This window comes from Actinoplanes palleronii (assembly GCF_016862315.1).
Lineage (GTDB): Bacteria > Actinomycetota > Actinomycetes > Mycobacteriales > Micromonosporaceae > Actinoplanes > Actinoplanes palleronii.
This window is the reverse complement of the sequence record NZ_BOMS01000136.1, coordinates 19,521-43,960: the sequence shown is the minus strand read 5'-3', so window position 1 is coordinate 43,960 and position 24,440 is coordinate 19,521. Positions and strand designations below refer to the sequence as shown.

Annotated in this window: 23 protein-coding genes; 7 read left to right on the top strand and 16 right to left on the bottom strand. The window is 71.8% G+C overall.

From position 1 onward, the window contains the following. Positions 1–47: 47 nt before the first annotated feature. From Apa02nite_RS40410 to Apa02nite_RS40390, 5 genes are all read right to left on the bottom strand, one after another. Positions 48–809 (bottom strand): pseudouridine synthase, encoded by a 762-nt coding sequence (locus Apa02nite_RS40410; RefSeq protein ID WP_067694558.1) that lies wholly within the window; start codon positions 807–809, stop codon positions 48–50. Continuing rightward, positions 778–1,896 (bottom strand): SMC-Scp complex subunit ScpB, encoded by a 1,119-nt coding sequence (scpB, locus tag Apa02nite_RS40405; RefSeq protein ID WP_203829769.1) that lies wholly within the window; start codon positions 1,894–1,896, stop codon positions 778–780. The genes Apa02nite_RS40410 and scpB overlap by 32 nt, the downstream gene beginning before the upstream one ends. Continuing rightward, positions 1,893–2,924 carry a segregation and condensation protein A gene (locus tag Apa02nite_RS40400; protein WP_203829804.1) on the bottom strand — a complete coding sequence of 344 codons (1,032 nt, stop codon included), beginning with the start codon at positions 2,922–2,924 and terminating at the stop codon, positions 1,893–1,895. The genes scpB and Apa02nite_RS40400 overlap by 4 nt, the downstream gene beginning before the upstream one ends. A 972-nt stretch (positions 2,925–3,896) precedes the next feature. Next, positions 3,897–5,111, bottom strand: a complete 1,215-nt coding sequence (locus tag Apa02nite_RS40395) for an adhesin (protein ID WP_203829768.1) — start codon at positions 5,109–5,111, stop codon at positions 3,897–3,899. Positions 5,112–5,128: 17 nt separating this feature from the next. Next, positions 5,129–6,253, bottom strand: coding sequence for a zinc ribbon domain-containing protein (locus tag Apa02nite_RS40390; protein WP_203829767.1), 1,125 nt, complete (start codon positions 6,251–6,253; stop codon positions 5,129–5,131). A 123-nt stretch (positions 6,254–6,376) separates the two neighbouring features. On the opposite strand from Apa02nite_RS40390, the gene Apa02nite_RS40385 reads away from it, so the two are divergent. Beyond that, on the top strand, positions 6,377–7,369 hold the full coding sequence (locus tag Apa02nite_RS40385) for a GlxA family transcriptional regulator (protein ID WP_203829766.1): 993 nt from the start codon (positions 6,377–6,379) through the stop codon (positions 7,367–7,369). Positions 7,370–7,409: 40 nt separating this feature from the next. Continuing rightward, positions 7,410–8,090 (top strand): DJ-1/PfpI family protein, encoded by a 681-nt coding sequence (locus Apa02nite_RS40380; RefSeq protein ID WP_203829765.1) that lies wholly within the window; start codon positions 7,410–7,412, stop codon positions 8,088–8,090. Here the strand turns inward: Apa02nite_RS40380 and Apa02nite_RS40375 are convergent. The 4 genes from Apa02nite_RS40375 to ald form a co-directional block, all read right to left on the bottom strand. Then, the gene (locus Apa02nite_RS40375) at positions 8,038–8,712 is read right to left on the bottom strand and encodes a zinc metalloprotease (protein ID WP_203829764.1); all 675 of its coding nucleotides are present in this window, start codon (positions 8,710–8,712) and stop codon (positions 8,038–8,040) included. The genes Apa02nite_RS40380 and Apa02nite_RS40375 overlap by 53 nt on opposite strands. 11 nt (positions 8,713–8,723) lie before the next feature. After that, positions 8,724–9,656 (bottom strand): ParA family protein, encoded by a 933-nt coding sequence (locus Apa02nite_RS40370; protein ID WP_067694538.1) that lies wholly within the window; start codon positions 9,654–9,656, stop codon positions 8,724–8,726. A 113-nt stretch (positions 9,657–9,769) separates the two neighbouring features. Further along, positions 9,770–10,705, bottom strand: coding sequence for a site-specific tyrosine recombinase XerD (xerD, locus tag Apa02nite_RS40365; RefSeq protein WP_307872026.1), 936 nt, complete (start codon positions 10,703–10,705; stop codon positions 9,770–9,772). Further along, entirely contained in the window at positions 10,681–11,796 is a 1,116-nt protein-coding gene (ald, locus tag Apa02nite_RS40360) for an alanine dehydrogenase (RefSeq protein WP_067694532.1), read from the bottom strand. The genes xerD and ald overlap by 25 nt, the downstream gene beginning before the upstream one ends. A gap of 148 nt (positions 11,797–11,944) precedes the next feature. Here ald and Apa02nite_RS40355 point away from each other — a divergent pair, with 148 nt between their 5' ends. Beyond that, positions 11,945–13,150 carry a barstar family protein gene (locus tag Apa02nite_RS40355; protein ID WP_203829763.1) on the top strand — a complete coding sequence of 402 codons (1,206 nt, stop codon included), beginning with the start codon at positions 11,945–11,947 and terminating at the stop codon, positions 13,148–13,150. Between the two features lie 21 nt (positions 13,151–13,171). After that, positions 13,172–13,957, top strand: coding sequence for an SAM-dependent methyltransferase (locus Apa02nite_RS40350; protein ID WP_203829762.1), 786 nt, complete (start codon positions 13,172–13,174; stop codon positions 13,955–13,957). A 324-nt stretch (positions 13,958–14,281) separates the two neighbouring features. Here the strand turns inward: Apa02nite_RS40350 and Apa02nite_RS40345 are convergent, their stop codons facing one another. The 3 genes from Apa02nite_RS40345 to Apa02nite_RS40335 form a co-directional block, all read right to left on the bottom strand. Beyond that, positions 14,282–15,814 (bottom strand): cellulose binding domain-containing protein, encoded by a 1,533-nt coding sequence (locus Apa02nite_RS40345; protein WP_239164885.1) that lies wholly within the window; start codon positions 15,812–15,814, stop codon positions 14,282–14,284. A gap of 81 nt (positions 15,815–15,895) precedes the next feature. Beyond that, positions 15,896–16,525, bottom strand: coding sequence for a maleylpyruvate isomerase family mycothiol-dependent enzyme (locus Apa02nite_RS40340; RefSeq protein ID WP_239164893.1), 630 nt, complete (start codon positions 16,523–16,525; stop codon positions 15,896–15,898). A gap of 37 nt (positions 16,526–16,562) precedes the next feature. Then, on the bottom strand, positions 16,563–17,399 hold the full coding sequence (locus tag Apa02nite_RS40335; protein WP_203829759.1) for an SDR family oxidoreductase: 837 nt from the start codon (positions 17,397–17,399) through the stop codon (positions 16,563–16,565). 103 nt (positions 17,400–17,502) lie between these two features. On the opposite strand from Apa02nite_RS40335, the gene Apa02nite_RS40330 reads away from it, so the two are divergent. Next, positions 17,503–17,868, top strand: coding sequence for a winged helix-turn-helix transcriptional regulator (locus tag Apa02nite_RS40330; protein ID WP_203829758.1), 366 nt, complete (start codon positions 17,503–17,505; stop codon positions 17,866–17,868). Here Apa02nite_RS40330 and Apa02nite_RS40325 read toward each other — a convergent pair. Beyond that, complete coding sequence (locus Apa02nite_RS40325) at positions 17,838–18,254, bottom strand: VOC family protein (RefSeq protein ID WP_203829757.1); 417 nt, start codon at positions 18,252–18,254, stop codon at positions 17,838–17,840. The two genes, Apa02nite_RS40330 and Apa02nite_RS40325, sit on opposite strands and share 31 nt — an antisense overlap. Positions 18,255–18,316: 62 nt before the next feature. Between Apa02nite_RS40325 and Apa02nite_RS40320 the strand changes: the two genes are divergently transcribed. Continuing rightward, on the top strand, positions 18,317–18,805 hold the full coding sequence (locus tag Apa02nite_RS40320; RefSeq protein WP_203829756.1) for a DUF4937 domain-containing protein: 489 nt from the start codon (positions 18,317–18,319) through the stop codon (positions 18,803–18,805). Between the two features lie 6 nt (positions 18,806–18,811). Here Apa02nite_RS40320 and Apa02nite_RS40315 read toward each other — a convergent pair whose 3' ends face one another. Beyond that, entirely contained in the window at positions 18,812–20,062 is a 1,251-nt protein-coding gene (locus Apa02nite_RS40315; RefSeq protein ID WP_203829755.1) for an MFS transporter, read from the bottom strand. Between the two features lie 169 nt (positions 20,063–20,231). Between Apa02nite_RS40315 and Apa02nite_RS40310 the strand changes: the two genes are divergently transcribed. Further along, positions 20,232–22,031 carry a hypothetical protein gene (locus Apa02nite_RS40310; protein WP_203829754.1) on the top strand — a complete coding sequence of 600 codons (1,800 nt, stop codon included), beginning with the start codon at positions 20,232–20,234 and terminating at the stop codon, positions 22,029–22,031. 59 nt (positions 22,032–22,090) lie between these two features. Here the strand turns inward: Apa02nite_RS40310 and Apa02nite_RS40305 are convergent, their stop codons facing one another. Further along, a complete protein-coding gene (locus tag Apa02nite_RS40305) occupies positions 22,091–22,648 on the bottom strand; it encodes an NUDIX domain-containing protein (RefSeq protein WP_203829753.1) in 558 nt (185 codons plus the stop codon). After that, on the bottom strand, positions 22,648–24,336 hold the full coding sequence (gene pyrG / locus Apa02nite_RS40300) for a CTP synthase (RefSeq protein WP_067694501.1): 1,689 nt from the start codon (positions 24,334–24,336) through the stop codon (positions 22,648–22,650). The genes Apa02nite_RS40305 and pyrG overlap by 1 nt, the downstream gene beginning before the upstream one ends. Positions 24,337–24,440: the final 104 nt, after the last annotated feature.

The window sequence follows — 24,440 nt, the reverse complement described above, 5'->3', positions numbered from 1 at the left end:
ATCGACCCGGCGCGCCACCGCGGGCGCGCCGGTCAGATCACTTGCGGTCAGACCTCGTCGCCGACGGCCTTGAACAGGGCCGCCTTCTCCGCGTTCGACAGGTGCCGGAAACCGCCGGGACGCAGGTCACCGAGGCGGATCGGGCCCACCGACGTGCGGATCAGGCGGGTGACCGGGTGACCGACCTCCTCCATCATCCGCCGCACGATGTGCTTACGGCCCTCGTGCAGGGTGATCTCCACCTGCGCGGTCTTGCCGATCGCGTCGATCAGCTTGAACGTGTCGACCTTCGCCGGGCCGTCCTCCAGCTCGACGCCGCTCTGCAGCCGCCGGCCGACGGTGCGCGGCAGCGGGCCGACGACCTCGGCCAGGTAGGTCTTGGCGATCTCGTAGGACGGGTGCATCAGCTTGTGCGCCAGGGTGCCGTCGTTGGTGAGCAGCAGCAGACCCTCGGAATCGGCGTCGAGCCGGCCGACGTGGAACAGCCGCTGCTCGAAGTTGACCTGCAGGAAGTCGGCGAGCTCGGAACGGCCCTTCTCGTCGTCGAGGCTGGAGACGACCCCGCGCGGCTTGTTCAGCGCGACGTAGACGAGCTTGGTGTTGGTGATGATCCGTGAGCCGTCGACGTAGATCTCGGCAGTGGCCGCGTCGACCTTGTCGCCGAGCTTGGCGACCCGGCCGTTGACCATCACGCGCTTGCGGAAGATCAGGTCTTCGCAGGCACGGCGGGATCCAACACCGGCCAAGGCCAGGACTTTCTGGAGGCGTTCGGCGGTGTCAGCCTGAGGCATCGAGTACTTCTTCCACATCGTCGGGCAGGAACGGAGCGAGCGGCGGCAGCTGATCGACCGAGTTGAGGCCGAGCTTCTCCAGGAACAGAGCGGTGGTCCGGTACAGGTATGCCCCGGTTTCCGGCTCGGTGCCACACTCCTCGATCAGGCCGCGAGTGACCAGCGTACGCATCACGCCGTCACAGTTCACACCGCGGATGGCCGAGATGCGCGACCTGGTGACCGGCTGCTTGTACGCGACCACGGCGAGTGTCTCCAGCGCGGCCTGGGTCAACCGCACCGACTGGCCGTCCAGGACGAACCGTTCGACGTACTCGGCGTACTCCGGACGGGTGTACAGCCGCCAGCCACCGGCCGCGCGCCGCAGATCGAAGCCGTGCCCGGCCGCGGTGTAGCGCGCGGAGATGTCGTCGAGCGCCCGCGCCACCCGCTCCACCGGCTGCTCCAGCACCTGAGCGAGCTGAAGCTCGCCGGTCGGCTCGTCGACGACCAGCAGGATCGCTTCCAGGGCCGCGGTCAGCTCGGCGTCGTCAAACACCTTTTCGGTACGGTCGGAGTCGTCCGTGACCGGCTCCGCGGCGCGCTCCTTGGCACGCTCCTTGGTGCGCTCCTTGGTGCGCGGACGGACTGCCTGCACGGGCACCGCCGGGGCGGGCGGTTTCTCCGGCGTGACCTCCGCAACGTTCCCGCCGAGCGCGACGGCCGTGTCCGCGTAACCGGACAGACGGGCCGTCGTCTCGGCCTCGGTGCTCTGCTCGATCGGGGCGGACTCGTCGATCGGGGCGGGCTGCTCGATCGGGGCGGGCTCGTCGATCGGGGCGGGGGCCTCCCCCGGCTCGACCGGCGCGGCCACCGGGGCTTCCTCGATCGGCTCGGGCAGCGGCACCTCCGGCTCGATGTCGAGCTCGGCCGGCTCCACGTCGTCACCCGGAATCTCGAGCGGGGCGTCGATCGCCTCCGGAGCGCGCTCGGCCGCCGCCGTCGTCTCCTCCTCGGCTTCCGTCGCGTCCTGGAACTCGCGGTCGGGCTCGTCGCGCTTGCGCTCCCACGGCGGCACCCACGCGCCCATCTGCGAGGCCAGGGACTCCGAACGCTCGTCGCTCACTGCTTCTCCTCCAGGTCCACCGGCTGACCAGCCGTCGCACCCTCGTCATCGTCGGACCCGGCACCCTCCGGACGGTCCGGTTTGTCGGTGATCTTCTCGGGGCTGCCCTCGTAGTCGTCGACCTCGATCTCGGCCGCCACGTCCTCGCCGCCGATCCACCGCACGGTCAACTCGTCCAGCGACACCGGCTGCTCGAAGTCGATCAGGTCCTGCCGGTACAGCTCCAGCAGCGCCAGGAACCGGGCCACCACCTCGAGGGTGTTCTCACAATCCGCGATGAGCAGGCTGAACGTGGCGACACCGGCCCGGCGGATCCGCTCGCGCAGCAGCTCGGCGTGCTCCCGGACGCTGACCCGGGTCTGGTGGATGTGCGCGATCGACACCTGCGGCGGCCCGGGCCGCGGGCTGAACTGCCGGAGCGCCAGCTTGAACAGCCGCTGCGGCCCGATGCCGAGGACCAGCTCGGGCAGCGCCTCCGCATACTGCGCCTCCAGGGTCACCAGCCGTGGCCAGCGGCGCGCGCCGGTCCCCTCCAGCTCGGAGAGGTGCGCGGCGGCCTCCTTGTAGGCCTTGTACTGCAGCAGGCGGGCGAAGAGCAGGTCACGGGCCTCCAGCAGGGCCAGATCCTCCTCGTCCTCCACCTCGGCCGAGGGCAGCAACCGAGCCGCCTTGAGATCCAGCAGCGTCGCCGCGACCAGCAGGAACTCGCTCGTCTCGTCGAGATCCCAGTCGTCGCCCATGGCTCGGATGTAGGAGATGAACTCGTCGGTCACCTTGTGCAGCGCGACCTCGGTGACATCCAGCTTGTGCTTGCCGATCAGCTGCAGCAGCAGGTCGAACGGACCCTCGAAGTTGTGCAGCTTGACCTTGAACTTGCCGGAGTCGGCCTCCGCGGACTTGTCGGCCTCGGCCTGCACGGCCACGCCGACGGCCGCATCATCGGATGCGGCAGGCTCCAGCTCAGGCGGGAGGTCGTCGGCGAACCCCGGCTGGGCAGGCTCTTCAAGCACGTGCCGACCGTAGACCATGCCCATGACACCGTGCTCCGCGCTCACGCCCGTACCAACGGCACAAGTGATCAAGGGTTGCTGTCCGGACGGAGGGTCGACACCCGGGGTGCGTGCCCCGTCCGGCCCGCGGACCGCCGGAATCCGCCAGATCCGCGGCCTGATGATTATCGGTCAGATCTTTTACGGTACGGATGAGAGCACCCGGATCGATCGACCACGGTCATTGTCCCGTCGCCGCACCCTCCACTGCCCCGCCATTGTCCCGCCGCCGTCCCGCAGCCGCGACCGCCGCTGTCCCGCCGCGCATGGTGCAGCGCGTTGCCGCAGGAAGATCGGGCCGCCACGCTCGAAGCGCGGCGGCCCGGAAAGTCACTTCTTCTTGGCTTTCTTGGACTTCTTGTCCTTCTTGTCCTTCTTCGACTTCTTAGCCATAGCCGACCTCCCTCTCGTCAGTAACCGAGCCTGGACGCCCTAGACATTAGATGACCGGAGAGTGAATTCCCCGTTATCGGACCGTAATTGAGACGTTTACCATCAGTGAATCCGGGCATCCCCGAGAACCCCTCACCGCCCCGGCCCAAACGTAGATACCCGCCCAAACCCCAACACCACCCCAAGCGTGTGAAGTTGTGGTGCGGAGCCCACCCAAAGTCCCCACGCAACCCTCAAAACCACGATGCGTGTGAAGTTGTGGCGCGGAGCGCACCCAAAGTCCCCACGCAACGGTCGAACCCACGAAGCGTGTGAAGTTGCGGTGCGGAGCGCACCCAAAGTCCCCACGCAACGCTCGCAACCACGAAGCGTGTGAAGTTGCGGCTCGCTCCGCACCCCAACTCCCCACGCAACGGGGTGGCTGCGGACCTCGGCACGTCTCGCGGGCGCCGCGACCAGCCGGGTCAGCGACCGGCGCCACGAACCGCAACCGGCCGGCTCCCTCTCCTGGCCAGCCAGCCCCAGCCAGCCGCCAGCCGCTACCGACGGGGGGATCGGTCAGGCGCGCGGTTCGGGGTTGTCCGGATGTGACGGGGTGGCATCAGGAAGCGGCGCGGGAGCCTGAGCGCCCGGGGCGGGAGCGCCGGAGGTCGGCATGGTGGCCGGGGAGCTGGGAGTGCTCGGCGGCGGGGCGAATGTGGTGGGCGCGTGGCCACCCGGCGCGGGCGGGGCCGAACTCGGGGGCGCGGACGCGGGCACCCCGCTGACCGGGCCGGTGGGCGCGTAGCCGGGCTGGGGGCCATACCCCGCCTGCGGGCCGCCGGGCGGCGGGCCGTAAGCGCCGCTCGGGTCGGCGTAGCCGGTGGGCGGCGGGCCGTAAGCGGCGTTCGGGTCGGCGTAGCCGGTGGGCGGCGGGCCATAACCGGCGGGCGGGGGGCCGTAGCCCTGGTGCGCCGCCTGCGCGCGCAGGTCCTGGACCGGGACCTCCTGGCCGAAGGCCGACGCCACCGGGACCACGATCCCCTGCGTGGCCACCTCGGCGCCCTCCCGGACCGCGGAGTGCACCGCTTCGCGCAACGCCCGCACCCGCTCGGTGCGCAGCATCGCGAGCGCCGGTGTCACGCGGCCGAACATCCCGCCGACCAGATCCTTCAGGAAGTGACCGATCAGGATCACGCCGCGCCGGCTGCGGGTCAGGGTCCAGCCCAGGTAGAGGCTGCTGCCGTACGGGAAAATGGTGATCTGGATCTGGTAGCCCCGCTCGTGGATCAGCAACCGGTTGTTGACCGCCTCCGGCGGGAGGAGGTCGCTGCGGATCCGGCCCGCGGTCGTCTCCACCGGGACGCCGCGGCGGCGCAGCGTGCCGTAGACCGCGGCGTACGCGGAGTCGGCGCCCTGCCAGCGGTCCTCGAGCAGGGTGTGCCAGCCGGCGACCGGCTCGTCGATCCGGGCGGCCAGCAGCACCACCCAGAAGACGATCACGCTGAGCAGCGAGCCGACCGAGAACACCCCGTCGCCGGGGGTGTCCGCGCTGAACAGGGTCGGCTCCGAGGCGGCGTGCACGAGCAGCGCCAGGAAGACGAAGAAGGCCCAGAGCACAAACGCCGGCACGGCCGCCCACAGCCACAGCCGGATCAGGGTGCTGACCGAAACCGACTCCTCCGCCCCGATCTCCTGGGGGCCGGCCTGCAGGCCCTGCATCCGGTAGGCGACGTCACCGTTGCCCGGCCCCATGGCCGCCCATTGTCGTTGCGGCTCGCCGGTCACGCTCATTCGTCCTCCATCGATCGTCAGGTCAGGGACACCTGGATGCCGTTCGGCGCCGCCTGGGCGCTTCCGTTGATCCGGAACGGGGTGTCGCCGCTCTGCGACTTCGTCGTCCCGCTGTAGTCGGTGTAGCCGGCGCTCCAGTGCACCCGCCCGGCACCGTCGTCGGTGAGCTGCACCGCGCCGGCACCGAACCACATGGTGCTGTCGGCGCGCGCGCTGACCGCCGGGTACGCCGTGATCGACCACCGCACGGTCACCCCCGTGCCGGGCACGTTGAGCCCGAACGGGCAGCCGGGCGGTTGCGCCTGGGCACTCGTCGCGCACTGGTCGAGGGCGGCACGCACCTGGCCCTGAATGGCCTGCTCCGCCCCGGCGGCCAGCTCCGGCGCCCCGAACTGGAGGGACGCGGCATACCCGGAGAGCCCGTTCGGCTGGGCGACCGCCGTGGTGCGGCTCTCGGCCAGCAGGGTGTTCGCGGCCGCGGTGGCCTCGTACGTCCCGGGGAACGCCACGGTCGGCTGGGCCGCCGTGCCGAGCGAGACCCCGTTCACCCGGATCTCCCGGCCGCGCTGCCCGTCCACGCCGAGCACCACGAACGGCAGCCGCAGCCGGAACTCGCCGTCCTCGGGCAGCAGGATCACGTCCTGGCTGACCGTCTGGTCGCCGGTCCGGTACCGGACCTCGACCCGCTGGGCCTGGGAGCCGTACTGCACGGCGCTGCCGGCGTCGCCGACCCGCACGTCCCGCGGCCGCCACCGGTCCTCGGCCAGGGCCGCCGCGGTGAGCAGCGGGTACGGCGAGGGGTCGAAGTGGTCGGCGGTGGCGATCAGCTTCAGGGCCGCGGCGGCGTCGCCGTCGGTGAGCGCGCCGAAGTAGTCCTCGGTGGCCGACTCCGGGGTGCTGCGGGTCAGCCGGGCCACCCCGGCGACCACCCCGCCGGAGAGCAGCAGCAGGCCGACAACGGCGGCCGCGATCAGGGCGGTGCCACGGCGGTGTGCCGGTGCGGGCGGCGGTTCCCAGGGCGGCGGCGGACTTGCCGGCTGCACCCGTGGCGGGGAGCCGACGACCGGCGTGCCGCAGTAGGGACACCACTCCTGGGCTGCGGGGATGTCACCCCCACAGCGGAAGCAGAGGCCGTTCTCCATATCCGCAACTCCTGGGACGGTCACCGCGAGACACCGGAACGGTACCCGAATCGGCGGGTACCGGATACCAGGATCAAGATCGCTCAACCGTACGGGAACCGCCCGCTCCCTACACTGGCGGGCATGCCCGAGCGTGTGTTCCTGGTCGTCGCGTACGACGGCGCGGAGCTGCTCGACATCGCGTGTGTCACGTCGGCCCTGGACATCGCGAACCGGATCGGCGCCGACCCGCCGTACCGGACCGTGCTGGCCACCCTGGGCCGCCGCACCGTGGCCTGCGACTCCGGTCTGCGCCTGGAGTCCGGCGCCGCGCTGGAACGGGTGAACGAGCCGCTGGACACCGTGCTGGTCACCGGCGGCCTCGGTCACGAGCGGGCGGCCGCGAACGTGCACCTGGTCGGGCACGTCCGGCGGCTCGCCCCACTGGCCCGCCGGGTCGCCTCGGTCTGCACCGGCTCGACGGTCCTGGCCGAGGCCGGCCTGCTCACCGGCCGCCGCGCCACCACCCACTGGCTGCACGCCGCGGCGCTGGCCGAGCGGTATCAGGACGTGCTCGTCGACGCGGAGCCGGTGTGGATCCGGGACGGTCACGTGATCACCTCCGGCGGCGTGACCAGCGCCCTCGACCTGGCCCTGGCCCTGATCGAGGAGGACAACGGCCCTGCGGTGGCCCGCGGGGTGGCCCTGGGCACGGTCGCCTACCTGCAGCGGCCCAGCGGGCAGGCGCAGATCAGCATGTTCCTGGCCCGGCGCGGCACCGACGACTTCGTGGTCCGCCGGGCCACCGACCACATCGCCGGGCACCTCACCGACGACCTGACCGGCGGCGCGCTGGCGCACCGGTTCGGGGTCAGCGAACGGCACCTGTCCCGGCTGTTCCGCACGTACGTGCAGCTGACGCCGGCCCGGTACGTGCGCCGGGCGCGCACCGAGGCGGCCGCCCACCTGCTCACCGCGACCGTGCTGCCGCTGCCGGCGGTGGCCCGGCGCTGCGGGTTCGGCTCCACCGAGTCGCTGCGGCAGGGGTTCCTGGAGCGGTTCGGGGTGCCGCCGTCGACGTACCGATCGCAGGGATCCGGCACGGCTGCCCACGGTTCCGGACCGGTGGCCCGCTAGGCGGTGCCCGGGGCGCGTCACGGGCGGCAGCATCGGCGCCATGCAGATCGCGATCGTCCTCTATCCCGATGTGACCGCCCTGGACGCGGTCGGCCCGTACGAAATCCTGCGTTTACTGCCGGAGGCCGAGGTGCGCTTCGTCGGCGCGGCGACCGGGCCGCTGCTGACCGACAGCGGGGTGCTGACCCTCGGCGTCACCCACACGTTCGCCCGGACGCCCCGGCCCGATCTGGTGCTGGTGCCCGGTTCCGGGCCCGGCACCGCCGCCGCGATGGCCGACCGGGAGCTCACCGGCTGGCTGGCCCGGGTGCACGACACCACCACCTGGACCACGTCGGTCTGTTCCGGCGCGCTGATCCTGGCCGCCGCCGGCCTGCTCGGCGGACGGCCGGCCACCACGCACTGGATCGCCCAGGACACCCTCGGCCGGCTCGGCGCGCAGCCGCGCCGGGACGAGCGGATCGTGTGCTCCGGGAGGATCGTCACGGCGGCCGGGGTGTCGGCCGGGCTGGACCTGGCGCTGTGGCTCAGCGGTGAGATCGCCGGCCGCGACCACGCCGAGGCGATCCAGCTGTGGACCGAGTACGACCCGCAGCCGCCGTTCGACGCCGGCCACCCGGCCAAGGCCCGCCCGGAGATCCTCGACCGGGCGAGAGGACTCGCCCCGGTCAGCCCCACACGCGCAGGAAGAAGTTCCCCAGGACGTCCAGGATCAGCGTGATCAGCGGGTAGCCGCCCGGGAACAGGCTGAAGAGCAGCAGCAACAGGACGCCGATGTTCTTGTCCTCGAACCACAGCCGCATCCACTGCATGCCCGCGCCGGGCTTGCGCAGCGCGCAGTAGAGGATGCCGAAACCGTCAAGTGGCGGGATCGGGATCAGCGCGAGCAGTCCGAACGCGAGCAGCCCGCCACCGAAGGCGAGCAGCGCCTGCTCCCAGTACGGCTCGATGGCCACCCCGTGCAGCACGTCGCCGACCCGGATCGCCTGGAACACGTCGGCGTACGGCTCGGTCAGCGCCAGCGCCGCCAGCATCAGCTCACCGGCGAGGATACAGGCCACCGGCCCGGCGGCGAAGACCGCGGCGGCCCGGCCCCGGCCCCGCCAGCGCGGCACGTCGTCGACACTGAGCTGTTTGCCCCAGCCCATCCCGCCGAGCGCGGCGCCGACCGCGCCGAACGGGTCGATGTCGTTGCGCAGGGTGGGCCGCAGGGACTCGTTGCGGTCGGCCAGGCCGACCGTCCGTGCGGTGAACCGGATGGCGACCGCGCGCAGGAGCAGGCCACAGATGAAGGAGACGACCAGCGCGACGAACGCGACCGGTGTCCCGAGCGCGAAGAGCACGGAGCCGGAACCTACCCTCGTTCAACCTTGGCGGCGATGACCTCGCGAGCGAGCTGGCGGTAGTTGCGGGCGCCGGACGACGCCGGGTCCAGCGTAGTGATCGGCGCACCGGCCACGGTCGACTCCGGGAACTTCACCGTCTTCGTGATCACCGTCTGGTACACCTTGTCGCCGAACGCCTCGACCACCCGCTGCAGCACCTGGCGGCAATGCGTGGTGCGGGAGTCGTACATGGTGGCCAGGATGCCTTCAAGCTCGAGGTCGAAGTTGAGCCGCTCGCGCACCTTGTCGATGGTGTCCAGCAGCAGGGCGACACCGCGCAGCGAGAAGAACTCGCACTCCAGCGGGATCAGCACCGCGTTCGCGATGGTCAGCGCGTTGATCGCCAGCAGGCCCAGCGAGGGCTGGCAGTCGATCAGGATGAAGTCGTACTCCTTGCGGACCGAGCGCAGCGCCCGGGCCAGCGCCATCTCCCGGGCGACCTCGTTGACCAGCTGGATCTCGGCCGCGGAGAGGTCGATGTTGGCCGGCAGCAGGTGCAGCCCGGCGATGTTGGTCTTGATGATGACGTCCTCGGTGGCGACGTCGTCCTGCATCAGCAGGTTGTAGACGCTCAGGTCGAGGTTGTGCGGGTTCACACCCAGGCCGACCGAGCAGGCGCCCTGCGGGTCGAAGTCGACGAGCAGCACCTTGCGCCCGTACTCCGCCAGCGCGGCGCCCAGGTTGATCGTGGTGGTCGTCTTGCCGACGCCACCTTTCTGGTTGGCCAGCGCGATGATCCGCGCCGGGCCGTGCCGATCGGTCGGCATCGGCTCGGGGATCGGGCGGCGCATCGTGTACGCCGTGGGGTCGGCCGGACCCAGTTCGGCGCCGAGGTCGAGGGAGTTCTGCTGGTCGCGGAGCGCGGTGGTCCAAGCCTCCGCACGCTGGCCGTGCCCTGACATCGCCCTCGCCCCCCATCCGACTCTAAGTCGGAACCGAAGCCCGACTGTACGCCACCCACGCCGCGCCAACGGGGTCAGCCGTTCGGCGTGTCGCACCTAGGGATGCGTACCTTCTAACGAGCGCGCGGGTGAGAAGTCGCGTAGACCTCCCGCAGACGCTCGACGGTCACCAGCGTATACACCTGCGTCGTGGTGACCGAGGCGTGTCCCAGCAGTTCCTGCACCACTCGCACATCGGCCCCGCCGTCGAGCAGATGCGTGGCGTACGAGTGACGCAGCGTATGTGGACTGACCGCGTACGGGCCGTCGATCGGCAGGCCGGCCACGGTGGCGCAGCGGTGCAGGACGGTCCACGCGCTCTGCCGGGAGAGCCGGCCACCACGGGCGTTCAGGAAGATCGCCGGGGTGCCCCGGCCGGCCTCCGCGAGGGTCGGCCGTGCTCGTACCAAATAGGCCTGTACAGCGGTCCGGGCGTAACCGCCGACCGGGACCAGCCGGGTCCGCCCGCCCTTGCCGCGCAGCAGCGCGGCGCTCTGCTCGCCCAGGTCGAGGTCGTCGATGTCGGCGCCGACCGCCTCGGAGATCCGCGCACCGGTGCCGTAGAGGAACTCCAGCAGCGCCCGGTCGCGCAACCCCAGCGGGTTGTCCGCGGCCGGCACCGCGAGCAGGCGGCTGACCTGATCGACGTCGAGCGCCTTGGGCAGGCGTTTCGGCGGGCTGGGCGGGCGCACCTCGGCGGCCGCGTCGTGGGTCACCAGCCGTTCGCGCAGCGCGAACCGGTGCAGCCCGCGCACCGCGCTGATCGCCCGGGCGGCCGACGACGACGCCAGGCCCTCGGCCCGCAGCGCCGCCAGGTGCCCGGTGACGTCCTTCGGGCGCACCTGCGCCAGCTCGGCGATCCCGGCGGCGGTCAGTTGCTCGGCGTAGCGGTCCAGGTCGCGGCGGTAGGAGGCGAGCGTGTTGCGGGACAGGCCCCGCTCCACGCTCAGATGGTCCAGGTAGGCCTGGATCGTCCGGTCGAGACTCAGCTCAGGACCTCCTCCAGCGATGTCGCCGTCATGCCGTGCGCCTCGGCGACCGGGCCGTAGATCACCTGCCCGCCGTGCGTGTTCAGGCCGGCGGCGAGCGCCGGATCACGCCGCAGGGCGTCGCGCCAGCCGCGGTTGGCCAGTTCCAGAGCGTACGGGAGTGTCACGTTGGTGAGCGCGTAGGTGCTGGTGTGCGGCACCGCGCCGGGCATGTTCGCGACGCAGTAGAACATCGATCCGTGCACCCGGTAGGTCGGATCGTCGTGGGTGGTCGGCCGGGACGCCTCGAAGCAGCCACCCTGGTCGATCGAGATGTCCACCAGCACACTGCCGGGTTTCATCCGGGACACCAGGTCGTTGGAGATCAGCCGGGGCGCTTTCGCGCCGGGCACCAGGACCGCGCCCACCACCAGGTCCGCGTCGAGCACGGCACGTTCGATTTCGTACGCGTTGGAAGCGATCGTCTGCAGGTGCCCGCGGTAGTCCTCGTCGGCCGCGCGCAACCGGGCGATGTTCTTGTCCAGCAGCAGCACCTCGGACTGCATGCCGAGCGCGATCGCGGCCGCGTTCATCCCGGACACTCCCGCGCCGATCACCACGGTCTTGGCCGCGTACACCCCGGGCACCCCGCCCATCAGCACGCCGCGGCCACCGCCCTGGCGCATCAGGTGGTACGCGCCGACCTGTGGCGCGAGCCGGCCGGCCACCTCGGACATCGGGGCCAGCAGCGGCAGCGAGCGGTCCGGTAGCTCGACCGTCTCGTACGCGATCCCGGTGACCTTGTGGTCGACCAGCGCGTCGGTGCACTCCTTGGACGCGGCGAGGTGCAGGTAGGTGAAGAGCACCTGACCCGGGCGCATCCGGTGGTACTCGCTGGCCACCGGCTCCTTGACCTTGAGGATCAGCTCGGCGGCGGCCCACACCGCGTCCCCGTCCGGCAGGATGGTGGCGCCCGCGTCCCGATAGTCGGCGTCGGTGATCGACGATCCGAGCCCGGCGCTGCTCTGCACGAACACCTGATGTCCCGCGCGGTCGAACTCGAACACGCCGGCCGGGGTGATCGCGACCCGGAACTCGTTGTTCTTGACCTCGCTGGGAATGCCGACCTTCACATCATTCTCCCTGCGTCACCGCGACGTTGCGCTGCGCGATATGTCCCTATCTGCCGCAGACTACCGCTGAGCAGCGCATCTTTCCCGTCTGATGGGGCCTGATCCCCTCAATGTCGGCGCAATGCCGACTTACCGGTACGGTCGCCCGATGACCGGCTTCCCCTGGCTTCTCGTCGACCAGAACGTCGACGACGACGACGCGGTGGTGGCGGCCTGCACCGACATCGACGGCCTGTTCACCGACCCGGGCGAACCGCCGGTCGAGCGGTACACGCTGCACGGATGCGCGCCGGCCGGGCTGCTGCGCGCGGCCTGTGACGGCTTCGGCCCGCCGTGGCTGGGCAATATCGGTCTCGAAGCGATCCACCGGCCGGAGTCCAAGCACCCTCGCGAGTGCTGGGAGTGCACCGAGGAGCTGCTCGACCTGACCGTGGTGGAGGCCCGCCCGGCCGGGTTCGGCGTGTTCGACGTGACCGTCGAGGGCCGGCTGCGGATCGACCCGGAGCACCGCAAGCGCCGCCGCCGGCCGTCCCGCGCCCCGGAGGCCGACGGGTACGTGCTGACCGGCATCACCGGCGTGGGCGAGGAGAAGTTCGGCACCTGCCAGGACGTGTCCGGCGTGTTCCGGCCCCGGCCCGAGCCGATGCCGAAGCCGGCCACGCTGATCGGCTGCCGGCCCGAGCCACGGCTGCAGCGGGCCATCGACGCGCTGCAGCGGGGCGCCGCCAAGCACCGCCGCATGATCATCGCGTCGATATACAGCGTCGCGCACGACGGCACCGCCACGCACATGCTGGACAGCGGGCTGGGCGCCGAGGTGTCCGGGGTGCAGCCCTCGGTGCTCGGCGACGGGCTGGTCGACGTGACGTTCGAGAGTTCGTACGGCGACGCGATCAAAGGCGGCCGCTCGACCGGGGCCCGGGAGATCTGGGAGCACTGGCGGGGCGGGCGGCCGACCGAGTCCGGGCTGTGGGCGGCGTACCCGCCCGCGCTGCGGCACGAGTGGGCCGGTGCGGCGCTGGCGCACCACCGGCCGGGACCGGACCGGGCCGCCGGCACGACGTACCACCTGGACGGGCGGCACGTCACCGACGAGGACAGCTTCTACTGCGCGATCGGCGAGGCGATCAACGGGCCCGGTGGGTACTTCGGCTGGAACGCCGGAGCGCTGCACGACTGCCTGCTCGGCGACTGGGGCGCGGCGACCGGGTTCCGGCTGGTCTGGCACGACGCCGAGGTGGCCGCGCGGCACCTGGTGCCCGGTTACGATCAGCGCGACTGGTGCCCGGCGGTGACCATGGACCATCTGCTCGCCTGGCTCGCCGAGGACGGGGTCGAGGTCGAACTCCGTTGATCCGCTGACTACATTGCACCCATGGCCGTCGAGCTGAACACCGCCGTCCCGCACTCCGCCCGCATCTATGACCACCTGCTGGGCGGCAAGGACAACTTCGAGGCGGACCGCGCCGCCGCCGCCGAGATCGTGAAGTCCTCCCCCAGCCTGCCGATCTCGATGCGCGCGAACCGCAACTACCTGGCGCGGACGGCTCGCTATCTGGCCGCGGACCTGGGCATCCGGCAATTCCTGGACATCGGTGCCGGGCTGCCCACCGCACCCAACCTGCACGAGGTGGTGCAGGGCGTCGACCCCACCTCGCGGGTGGTCTACGTGGACAACGACCCGATAGTGCTGGTGCACGCCCGGGCGCTGCTCACCTCGGCGCCGGGGGGCTCGACCGCCTATCTGGACGCCGACCTGAACGACGCCGAGCTGATCATCAACTCGCCGGAGGTGCGGGCGCTCGACTTCAGCCGGCCGATCGCGATCAGCCTGATCGCGGTCCTGCAGTTCGTCACCGACGAGGACCGGGCACACCGGATCATCGACACGCTGATGGCGCCGCTCGCGCCGGGCAGCGCGCTGGCGATCTCCACGGTCACGGCGCACAACGAGCAGGCGGTGCAGGGCGCGAAGGTCTACACGGCCCGCGGCATCCCGGCCAAGCCGCGCACCGACGACGAGGTGGCCGGCCTGTTCCGCGGCCTGGAGCTCGTCGACCCGGGTGTCACGCTGGTCAACCGGTGGCGCCCGGACCCCGCCGCCCCGCCCGTCGACGACTCCCACGTCCAGATGTCCGGCGGCGTAGCCCTCAAACGCTGACCCACCACCCCGCGGACTCCGCACCCAAACTCCCCACGCAGCAAGCAGAACAACCGAGCGAGGGGACTTTCGGCGCGCTCCGCACCCAAAAACCCCACGCAACGCTCGGAACGGCCGAACGTGGGGACTTTCGGCGCGCTCCGCACCACAACTCCCCACACAACGCTCACAACGACCGAGCGCCGGCCGGATCTGCGGGTCGAGAGGGAGCTGAGCACTCCGTGAGGGAACCGGCCGTGGGGTGCCGTCTCCCCACGGCCGGTCGTCTCCCCCTGGGGCGTGTTCCGGACGCCGGTCGGGGCTCCGGCCGGCGTCCGGACAGCCCTAGTCGGACACCCGAGCCAGGCGGTCCTTGAGGCCCTGACCGAAAACGGTCGGAGTGCCGTTGTGGTTGCTGATCAGGGACGGGCCGGTGGCGCAGTCCCAGGTGTTCCAGGTCCAGCCCAGGTAGCCGACCCGGTTCGCGTCCGCCCAGTCCATCAGGCCGTCGATGAAGCCGTGCGCGCAGTCGTTCTCACCGATCTCGCTGAGCGTCAGCGGCACCTGCGCGGCGACCGGCGCCAGCTGGCTGGTCCAGCAGGACGTGTTCGCGCAGGTGTTGAAGTTGTAGATGTGCGCGAACGCGGCCAGGTTGTTCAGCGGGTCGCTCGGCTTGTAGGTGAGCCACTGGCTGAGGTCGTTCGAGTAGGCCAGCCCGCCGATCATGATGATGTTGGTGGCGCCGGTGGCCCGCACGGTGTTCACCAGGCCCTGGAAACCGGCCACCTGGTACCCGATGCCGGCGCAGGTGCCGCCGTCGCGCCAGCACTTCCAGCCGCTCGTCGCGTCGCCGGTGGCCCGCTCCGGGTAGGGCTCGTTGAACAGGTCGAGGATGACCGCGTCGTTGCCCTTGAAGGCGGTCGCCACGCCGGTCCAGAACGCCGGGGCGTACTGGGCGTCGGGCATCGGCTTCTGGCACGTGGCCTTGACGTCGGCGCAGCCGGACGAGGTCCCGGTGTAGAGGCCGTAGTTCCAGTGCATCTCCACGATCGGGGTGATGCCGTTCTTGACCAGCAGGTTCACGTAGTCCTTGACCGCGGCCTGGTAGACGGCGCCACCGTACGCGGCCGGCACGTCGGCGGTGCCGAGCCAGCACTCCTCGTTGAGCGGCACCCGGACGGTGCGGATCTTCCAGGAGCGCATGGCGGTGATCGAGGCCTGGTCCATCGGGCCGTCCCAGATGCCGTTGCCCTGGATGCAGGCGAACTCGCCGCCGGAGCGGTTCACGCCGTAGAGCCGGTGCTCGGCGCCGGCCGCGGTGACGAACTTGTTGCCGGACACCCGCAGGACGGGCGCGGCGCCGCTGGGCGCCGGAGTCGGCGAGGACGTCGGCGAGACCGTGGGGGACACGGTCGGTGAGACGGTCGGCGACGAGGTCGGTGCTGACGTCGGTGCGGACGTCGCCACCGCGCCGGTGCAGGTCACGCCGTTGAGGGTGAAGGCGGCCGGCACCGGGTTGGCGCCGGTCCAGGCGCCGGTGAAGCCGAGCCCGGCCGAGGCGTTCGTGGCGAGCGAGCCGTTCCAGCTCATGCTCGCCGCGGTGACCCGGGTGCCGGACTGGCTCCAGGTGGCGCTCCAGCCCTGGGTGACCTTCTGCCCGGCGTCGGCGAAGTCGAAGCCGAGGGTCCAGGAGCTGAGCGGGTCACCGAGGTTCTTCACGGTGACGTCGCCCTGGAAGCCGCCCTGCCACTGGCTCGCGACCTTGTACGTGACGGTGCAGCCGGCACTGGCCGCGGACGCCGGGGGCAGCGCCGTGACCAGCGTGCCCGCGGCAGCCAGGGAACCGGCCGCGAGCAGCGCCATGGTGCGAAGTCTCATGGGGATGACCAATCGAGGGAAATGGATTGGGAGCGCTCCCATTCTGTCCGCCGGTCACACCCGTGTAAAGAGCCGGAAACATCAGCCGGTCAGCCGGGCCCGCAGCACCGCCACGCCACTGCCCTCGAGCTCGGCCAGCACCACCGGGCGGCCGGTCAGCGCCAGCAGCAGCGCCTCACCGGTCCCGCGCACGGTCAGCCCCTGCCCGCCCTCCCAGTCCAGGTCGGTGGCGATGAACCGCAGCCCGTCCAGCCTGCCACGCGGCACGAACGAGCCGCGGGCCTTCGGGCTGACCAGGAAATCCAGCGACAGCAGCACCCGCTCACCGACCAGCTCGCGGGTCAGCCCGAGCGGGCGGCGGATGTCCTGACCGTGCACCTGCAGGTCGGTGAGCTGCCCGAACAGACCGACCACCGGCGGCGAGAACGGGAACTCGGCGCGCGCCCGCAGCTCCTGGGCGATCTCGTCGGCGCTCAGCTCGACGGCCAGGTCCTGCACCAGCTCGGCGTTCGCCCGGTGCACCCGGAAACCGTGCCGGATCAGCGCCGGCACGATCCGGCCGGCGCCCATCATCCACGGCGAGCACAGGTGCGCCGCGACGTCGTGCACCGTCCAGCCCCGGCACAGGCTGGGCGTCTCCAGCTGGGCCGGTGTCAACGACTCGATCAGCTCCGCCATGCCGCGGCGCTCGTCGGCGATCATCGACAGCATGTCCACGATGGACAAGTTACCGTGCGGAACCGCCCGGCTACCGGAATGCGGCCAGATTGCGTTCCAGCCAGCCGTCGAAGCCGCCGGCCGGCCGGCCCAGCACCCGCGCGACGTCCGGGCTGACCCTCTGCTCGGCCGGGGTGGGCGTGCCGATGATGTCCAGCGTGCCGTCGACCACCGGCGGCGGCATGAACGCCAGCAGCTGCTCCCGGGCCTGCGCGCGGGTCTGCTCGGTGAAGCGCACCGGCTCGCCGAGCGCCGCCGCGATCCGGGCCGCCCGCTGCCGGGGCGTGCTCGGCTCGGGGCCGGTCAGCTCGTAGACGCGGCCGGCGTGGGCCGGGTCACGCAGCGCCACCGCGGCCACCGCGGCGATGTCCGCCGGGTCGACGAGCGGCAGGCCGACGTCACCGAACGGCGCCGCCACCGCGCGCCGCACCCGCACCGGCTCCGCCCAGGCGAACGTGTTGGACATGAACCCGCCGGGCCGCAGCACCGTCCAGCCCAGGCCGGAATCCCGCACGGTCTGCTCCAGCGCGCGCCGCGGGGCGTGCGACGCCGCGTCCGGCCGGGTGCCGGCCGCCTGCGAGGAGAGCAGCACCACCCGGCGCACCCCGCCGGCCCGCACCACGTCCAGGATCGCCGGGCCGTCCAGGTGCGCGCCGGCCCCCGCGACCAGCAGGAAGAACGCCTCGGCGCCGGCCACCACCGGGCGCAGGCTCGCCGGGTCGGCCAGGTCGGCCCGGTGATGTCGCGCCCCGGGCAGCTCCCGCCCGGGATCGGTGCGCGACACCGCCCGCACCGCGGCGCCCGCCGCGGCCAGTGCCGCCACCAGCGGCCGTCCGACGTTGCCGGTCGCACCCGTCACCACGTACATGTCGTCTCCCTCCGGGTCCCTTCCGGACCGCTCGGGGAGACGCTAGTTTCCTGAAGACAGTAGGTACCTAGAGGAAAGTGACCCGCTTGTGAGGAGTGCCACCGTGACGGATCCGGAACAGGCCTGCCCGATCGCGCCGGCCGTCGACATCGTCTTCAGCCGGTGGACCACGCCGATCCTCTGGGCGCTGCACGAGCACGGCCGGCAGCGCTTCGTCGAGTTGCAGCGCCGGCTGCCCTCGATCACGCCGAAGGTGCTCACCGAGCGGCTGCGCCGGATGGAACGCGACGGCCTGCTCACCCGCACCTGGTACGCCGAGGTGCCGCCCCGGGTGGAGTACGAGATCAGCGACCTCGGCCGCAGCCTCAGCCCGGTCTTCGCCCAGCTGGCCACGTGGGCCGGTGACCACCTGGACGAGGTGGCCAAGGCGCGCGACGCCTACGACGCGACGAAGATGCAGAACGTGTGACCGGCCGGGTCGGCATAAACCCGCAGCGGCTCCTCCGGGTCGTGGCTGCGGTCGGAGCGCAGGGTCGCGCCGAGGCTCAGCGCCCGCTCGTGCTGCCGGTCCAGCTCCTCGACCGAGGGCACCGTGGTGTCCAGGTGCAGTTGCTGCGGCACCTCCGGGTCGGGCCAGGTGGTCGGTTTCAGCTTCGGCTCCTGCTGGAACGCCAGCCGGACACCGCCGTCACCGGTCAGGACCAGCCAGTCGGCGCCGTTCACGTCGGGCTCACCGGCGGCCGGCGGCTCGTCGCCGGGGCGATATGTCAGCCCGAGCAACTGGCGATAGAACTCGGCCAGGCCACGCGCGTCCGGAGTGTCCAGCACGATCGATTGCAGCTTCGGGAAACTCACGATCCCTCCTCCACTTTCGGGGCGTCGTCACGCTACTACCGGGGTCCGACAGAATTGCTGCCGTGCTGCTCAAGTGGGTGATCTGCGAGGTCGGCGACGCGGCGCGGTTCACCGCCGGGCAGTCCGGCTGGGGCTCGCTGCGACGGTGGCCGGGCTTTCTGGGGCAGGCCGGCGGCTGGAGCACGCGGGTTCCGGGCCGGGCGCACCTCCTGGGCTGCTGGCGCGACCGGGCCGATTACGGCGCGTTCATGGCCGCCGGGCACGACCGGATCGCGGCCGGTCAGGCGGGCAGCTATCACGGCATCGAGGTGCGCCTGTGCGACGACGCGCGCTCGGTCGGCCGGTCGATTCCGGAGGCGTTCGCCGCGGCCGAGGTGGTGCGGTTCGCGCACGGTCCAGCCCACCACCACACTGCTTATTTCGTACGAAATGAGCAGTCGACCTCGGACGACCGCCTCGTCTGGCAAAGCACGGACCCGGACCCGAGCGGACCTGGTGACGATGTGTTCGCGCTGGTCCCGGAGTGGACCGTGGTGCCGCGCGCGGACTGACCGCTGTCAGACAGCGCTGCTGCGGGCCTGCAGCGCGGCGGTACGCGGGGTGCGCTCGATCCACGCCATCACCGGGCCGACCGCGAACCCGCACGCGGCGAAGATCCCGGTGAGCACCCACCAGCCCCACCCACCGGTCTCGATCACCAGGAACGTCAGGCCCGCCGGACCGGCCAGCCGGGTCACGCCCTGCACCGACTTGTCCAGTCCGACATAGAGGCCACGCTGGGCCGGCGGCGGGATCTCGGCCTGCACGAACCACTGCCCCGCGGAGATCCACAACTCGGTGCCGGTGAACAGGGCGACGGCCACGAACAGCAGCACCACGGTGAGCCAGCCGTGGGTCATCCCGGTGGCCGCGGCGACCGGGCAGGCCAGCGCGGCGCTCACCGCCGCGGCCCGGGTCAGCCGCACCACACCGGGCAGCGAGTCGGCGCCCCGGGTGGCCCGGACCTGGAAAACCACGGCCAGCACGGTGTTCAGCGCGACCAGGCCGCCGAGCACCGGCTTCGGCACGTCGGTACGGGTGATCACCCAGAGCTGCAGCACGTCGTTCCACGCGAACATGTGCAGCCAGAGCACCCCGAACACGGTCGAACCCGCGGTGTACGGCAGGTCGCGCAGCACCCCCCACGGGCTCGGGCGTGGGCCGTCCGCCGCACTCCGCACCGCGGGCAGCCGGGTGACGTACCAGCCGTTGACCGCGGAGGCGCCCGCCGCGACGAAGACCAGCCACAGCAGGCCCGGACGGGAGTCGAGGGCCAGCGCACCGGCGCCGAGCCCGGCACCGACGGTCCAGCCCACGTTCAGGTACGCCCGGCTGAACGCCATCACCCGGACCCGGTCCCGCGCCGGCACCGCGGCGGCGGTGTAGACCACCCGGCCGCTGGTCGACAAAGTCTCCGCGGCCGTCTGAACGCACATCAGCAGCACGAACACCCAGAACTCCCGGCCCAGCGGGTACGCCGCGAACGCCGCCGCCCGCACCAGCGCGCCGATCGTCCAGGCCCGCCGCCCGCCGATCCGGTCGGTCAGGTGCCCGAGCGGCAACGACCCGACCAGCGCGGCGAACCCGGCGCAGGAGAGACCGATACCGATCTGCACCGGGGTGAGCCCGACGTAGAGGCTGTAGAAGACCACGCTGCCGGCCAGGAACGTGCCGGTGCCGACACCCCACAGCGCGTTCTGGGCAGCGAGCATCCGGGGCAGTCCGGGCGCCGGCAGGATCTTTCCGAGGACACCCCGCATATCGATCATCGTGATACATCGGACCATCAAGCGCCCAACGGATCAATGGCTACCACGTTGCGCCAAATATCACCAGATGGGGGACCGCCCGGCCCCGTGGATTCGTGTACCGGCCGCGGGTCCCCTGTACTTTCGTTCCTGTGCTGAACGATCTTGCTTTGGTGGACCCTTTCCTGTGTTGAACGATCTTGCATTGGTGGACTGGGCGGCACTGACCGCGGAGAACGTCCCGGACCTGCTCCGGTCGGTCGCCGCGGGTGACTCCGCCGCGTTCGACGACCTCTTCGGCGAGCTGTGCGACCAGGGCACGCTCGGCGAAGCGACGGCGTCGTCGGTGCCGTTCCTGATCCGGATCCTGGACGCTCCGGCCGCTGACCCGCAGAGCCTGCTGGTGCTGCTGACCGACATCGCGAGCGCCAGCTCCCCCCGCGGGCAGCACCTGACGGCCGCCGCCCGGACCGCGGTCACCGTCGGCCTGCCCAGCTACCTGCGGCTGCTCGCCGCGCACCCGGACGACGAGGTGCGCGCCGCCGCCGCCACCCTGATCGGCGCGCTCGGCCCGGCGGTCGCCGGCGGCGCGTCCGCGGCGCTGCGCACGGCCTCGGTCGCCGACCGCGCCGACCGGGTGCGTGCCGCCGCCGTGATGGCCCTCGGCAGCCGCGGTGACACCGCCGACGACCGGCTGGCCGACCCCGCGCCGCTGGTCCGGCTCGCGGCCGCGCTGGTGCTGTCCGCGGCGGACACCGCGACGCCGCTGCCCGGCCCGGTGGTGCAGATCCTGGAACGGGACGCGCCGGACGCGCTGGAGCTGATCGAGCAGCTGGCCGGAGCCGACTACGACGACGCGCTGGTCTGGGTGCTGCGCCGGCTGCGGCCCCGCTGGGAGCTGCAGGTCCGGCTGGTCACCGGCTGGCTGCGGCACCCGGTGGAAGCGGTCCGGGAGGCCGCCGCGTACGCCGCCGACGAGCCGCTGCTGCTCTGGCGACCGGCGGCGGCGCTGCTGACCGGGCCGCTCGCCGACGCCCTCGACGACCCGGCCGGCAAGGTCAGGTACTGGGCCCGGCAGCACGTGGCGGCGGCCGGCTCGGCCACCGCCGCGATCGCCGACCGGCTGTGGGCGGCGCTACCCAGCGACGAGTACACCGGCCTGCTGACCGCGCTCTGCGCCCTGCACGACCCGCGCGCCGACGCCCACCTCGCGCAGATCATCGCGGCCGGACGCCTCGACCGGCTGGGCGACGCCCTCAAGGAGCTCGGCCCGTGGGCGGTCGCCTGCCGCGGCGTGCTCGCCGCGGCGATCGAGGCCACCCCGCCGGGCCACCGGCGGAGCTCGCTGATCGAGGCGGCGGGGCGGGCCGGCACCCCGGCCGGCGAGCTGATCCCGGTGCTGCGGCGGCAGGCGGCCACCCACCCGGACGCGGTCTGCCAGGTCCTCGGCGACCTCGGGCCGGGCGCCGCGGCGGCGCTGCCCGAGCTGGCCGCGCTGCGGGCCGGTGACAACCACCGGACCCGGTTCCAGGCGGCCCGGGCGATCTGGCGGATCACCGGCGAGCCGGCCGGCGCGCTCGAGCTGCTGCGCGCCGACGCGCACGGTGCCGACGCCCGGGCGCTGATCGGCGACCTGGGACCGGCCGGGGCCGAGTTCGCCGGGGCGCTGCGCGCGCTGTTCGGCTCGGAGGACTACTGGGAGCCGACCGAGGCCGCGATCGCGTACTGGGCGGTCACCGGGGATGCCGGACCGGTCGTCCCGGTGCTGCTGCCCCACCTGGAGTGCAACCCGCGCGGGCGCAAGGCGCTGGCCTGCCTGGCCGAGATCGGCCCGGACGCGGCGGCCGCGATCCCGGTGCTGCGCGCCGCGGTCGACGCGCCGCTGCGCCAGTGGAAGACGTCGGCCGGCAACAACGGGGTGCGGCAGGACGAGGCGTGGCAGGCGGCCTGTGCGGCCGCCCTTCGCTCTTTAGAGGCGGATCGCTCTTAGAGACAGTGCCGCCGCCGGGCACGAGGTGCCCGGCGGCGTCTTTCAGCCGGCGTCGCTTCTCAGCCGGCGTCGCGGAACCGGGCCGCGGCGAGCAGCCCGGCCACCGCGGCCGCATTCGTGATCTCGCCACGCAGCGCCATGGCGACCGCCTCGTCCAGGTCGACCCGGACCACCTCGAGGTCGGCCTCCTCCTCGGTGCGCCGGTGCCGTTCGGGCGCCGGGACCTCGGTCAGGTCCCGGGCCAGGTAGATCAGGACGTGCTCGGTGCTGAACCCGGGCGACGTGTGCAGCTCGACCAGCTTGTCGAAGCGGCCGGCCGCCAGGTCCACCTCCTCGGCCAGCTCGCGGGCCGCGGTCAGCGCCGGCTCCTCGTCCTCGACGTCGCGCAGCCCGGCCGGCAGCTCCCAGATCTTGGCGCCGAGCGGGTGCCGGTACTGCTTGATCAGCACCACCCGGCCGTCCTCGTCGAGCGCCACCACGACGACCGCGCCGCGGTTGCGCACCACGTCGCGCTTGGCGGTGCCGCCGTCCGACATGGTCACCTCGTCGGTGAACACGTCGAAGATCGGACCCCGGTACCGCTCGGTCCGGGTGACCGTCTCGTGCTCGAACGCCATCAAGAGGCCTCGACCGGCTCGACCGGCAGCTCGTCGGCGGCGGCGTAGACCACGGCGGCCCGGACCAGGCCGTCGAAGAGCGGGTGCGGGCGGGTCGGGCGGCTCTTCAGCTCCGGGTGCGCCTGGGTGGCCACGAAGTACGGGTGCACGGCCCGGTCCAGCTCGATGAACTCGACCAGCCGGCCGTCCGGCGAGGTGCCGGAGAAGATCAGGCCGGACTGGGCCAGCTTGTCCCGGTAGTCGTTGTTGACCTCGTACCGGTGCCGGTGCCGCTCGGAGATGTCGGTCGAGCCGTAGACCTCGGCCACGATCGAACCCTCGGTGAGCGTCGCAGGGTAGGCGCCCAGCCGCATGGTGCCGCCCATGTCGCCCTTGCCCGCGACGATGTCCTCCTGGTCGGCCATCGTGGAGATCACCGGGTACGTCGCGGTCTCGTCGAACTCCAGCGAGTTCGCGCCGGCCAGCCCGGCCAGGTTGCGCGCCGCGTCGATGGTCATGCACTGCAGGCCGAGACAGAGGCCGAGGATCGGGATGCCGTTCTCCCGGGCGTACCGGGAGGTGTTGACCTTGCCCTCGATCCCGCGGACGCCGAAGCCGCCCGGGATGACGATGCCGTCGACGCCCTTGAGCGCGGTCGCGGCGCCGGCCGGCGTCACGCAGTCGTCGCTCGGCACCCAGCGGATCTGGATCTTCACGGTGTTGCCGAAGCCGGCCGCCCGGATCGCCTCGGTGACCGAGAGGTACGCGTCCGGCAGGTCGACGTACTTGCCGACCAGCGCGATGGTGATCGTCCGCTTCGGGTGGTGCACCCGCTCCAGCAGGTCGTTCCAGGTCTTCCAGTTCACGTCGCGGAACGACAGGCCGAGCCGGCGCACCACGTAGGCGTCCAGGCCGCCGTCGTGCAGCACCTTCGGGATGTCGTAGATGCTCGGCGCGTCCGGGCAGGCGATGACGGCTTCGACGTCCACGTCGGTGTAGAGCGACAGCTTCTGCCGCATCTTCTCCGGGATCTCCCGGTCGCTGCGGCAGATCAGCGCGTCCGGCTGGATACCGATGTTGCGCAGCGCCGCCACCGAGTGCTGGGTCGGCTTGGTCTTCAGCTCGCCCGACGGCGCGAGGTACGGGATCAGCGACACGTGCAGGTAGAACACGTGATCGCGGCCCACCTCGTGGCGGACCTGCCGGATCGCCTCGAGGAACGGCAGCGACTCCATGTCACCGACGGTGCCACCGACCTCGGTGATCACCACGTCCGGGACGTTGCCGTTCTCGTCCGGATCCGCCATCGCGAAGATCCGGCTCTTGATCTCGTTGGTGATGTGCGGGATGACCTGGACGGTGTCGCCGAGGTACTCACCCCGCCGCTCCCGCGCGATGACCGCCGAGTACACCTGGCCGGTGGTCACGTTCGCCTTGCCGGACAGGTCCCGGTCCAGGAAGCGCTCGTAGTGGCCGACGTCCAGGTCGGTCTCCGCGCCGTCCTCGGTGACGAAGACCTCACCGTGCTGGAACGGGTTCATCGTGCCCGGGTCGACGTTCAGATAAGGGTCGAGCTTCTGCATCACGACGCGGAGTCCGCGGGCGGTGAGCAGATTGCCGAGGCTAGAGGCGGTGAGGCCCTTGCCCAGCGAGGAGGCGACGCCCCCGGTGACAAAGATGTGCCGAGTGTCGCGCACTGTTGAGGCCAAGGCCCGCTCCCGTGGTCGCCGTATTCCGGTTCGTGCAGACCGGGCGTCAGCGCCCATCCACGGGAATTCACCGTAACACTGATTGCCGGGCGCGCGGCGTTCGG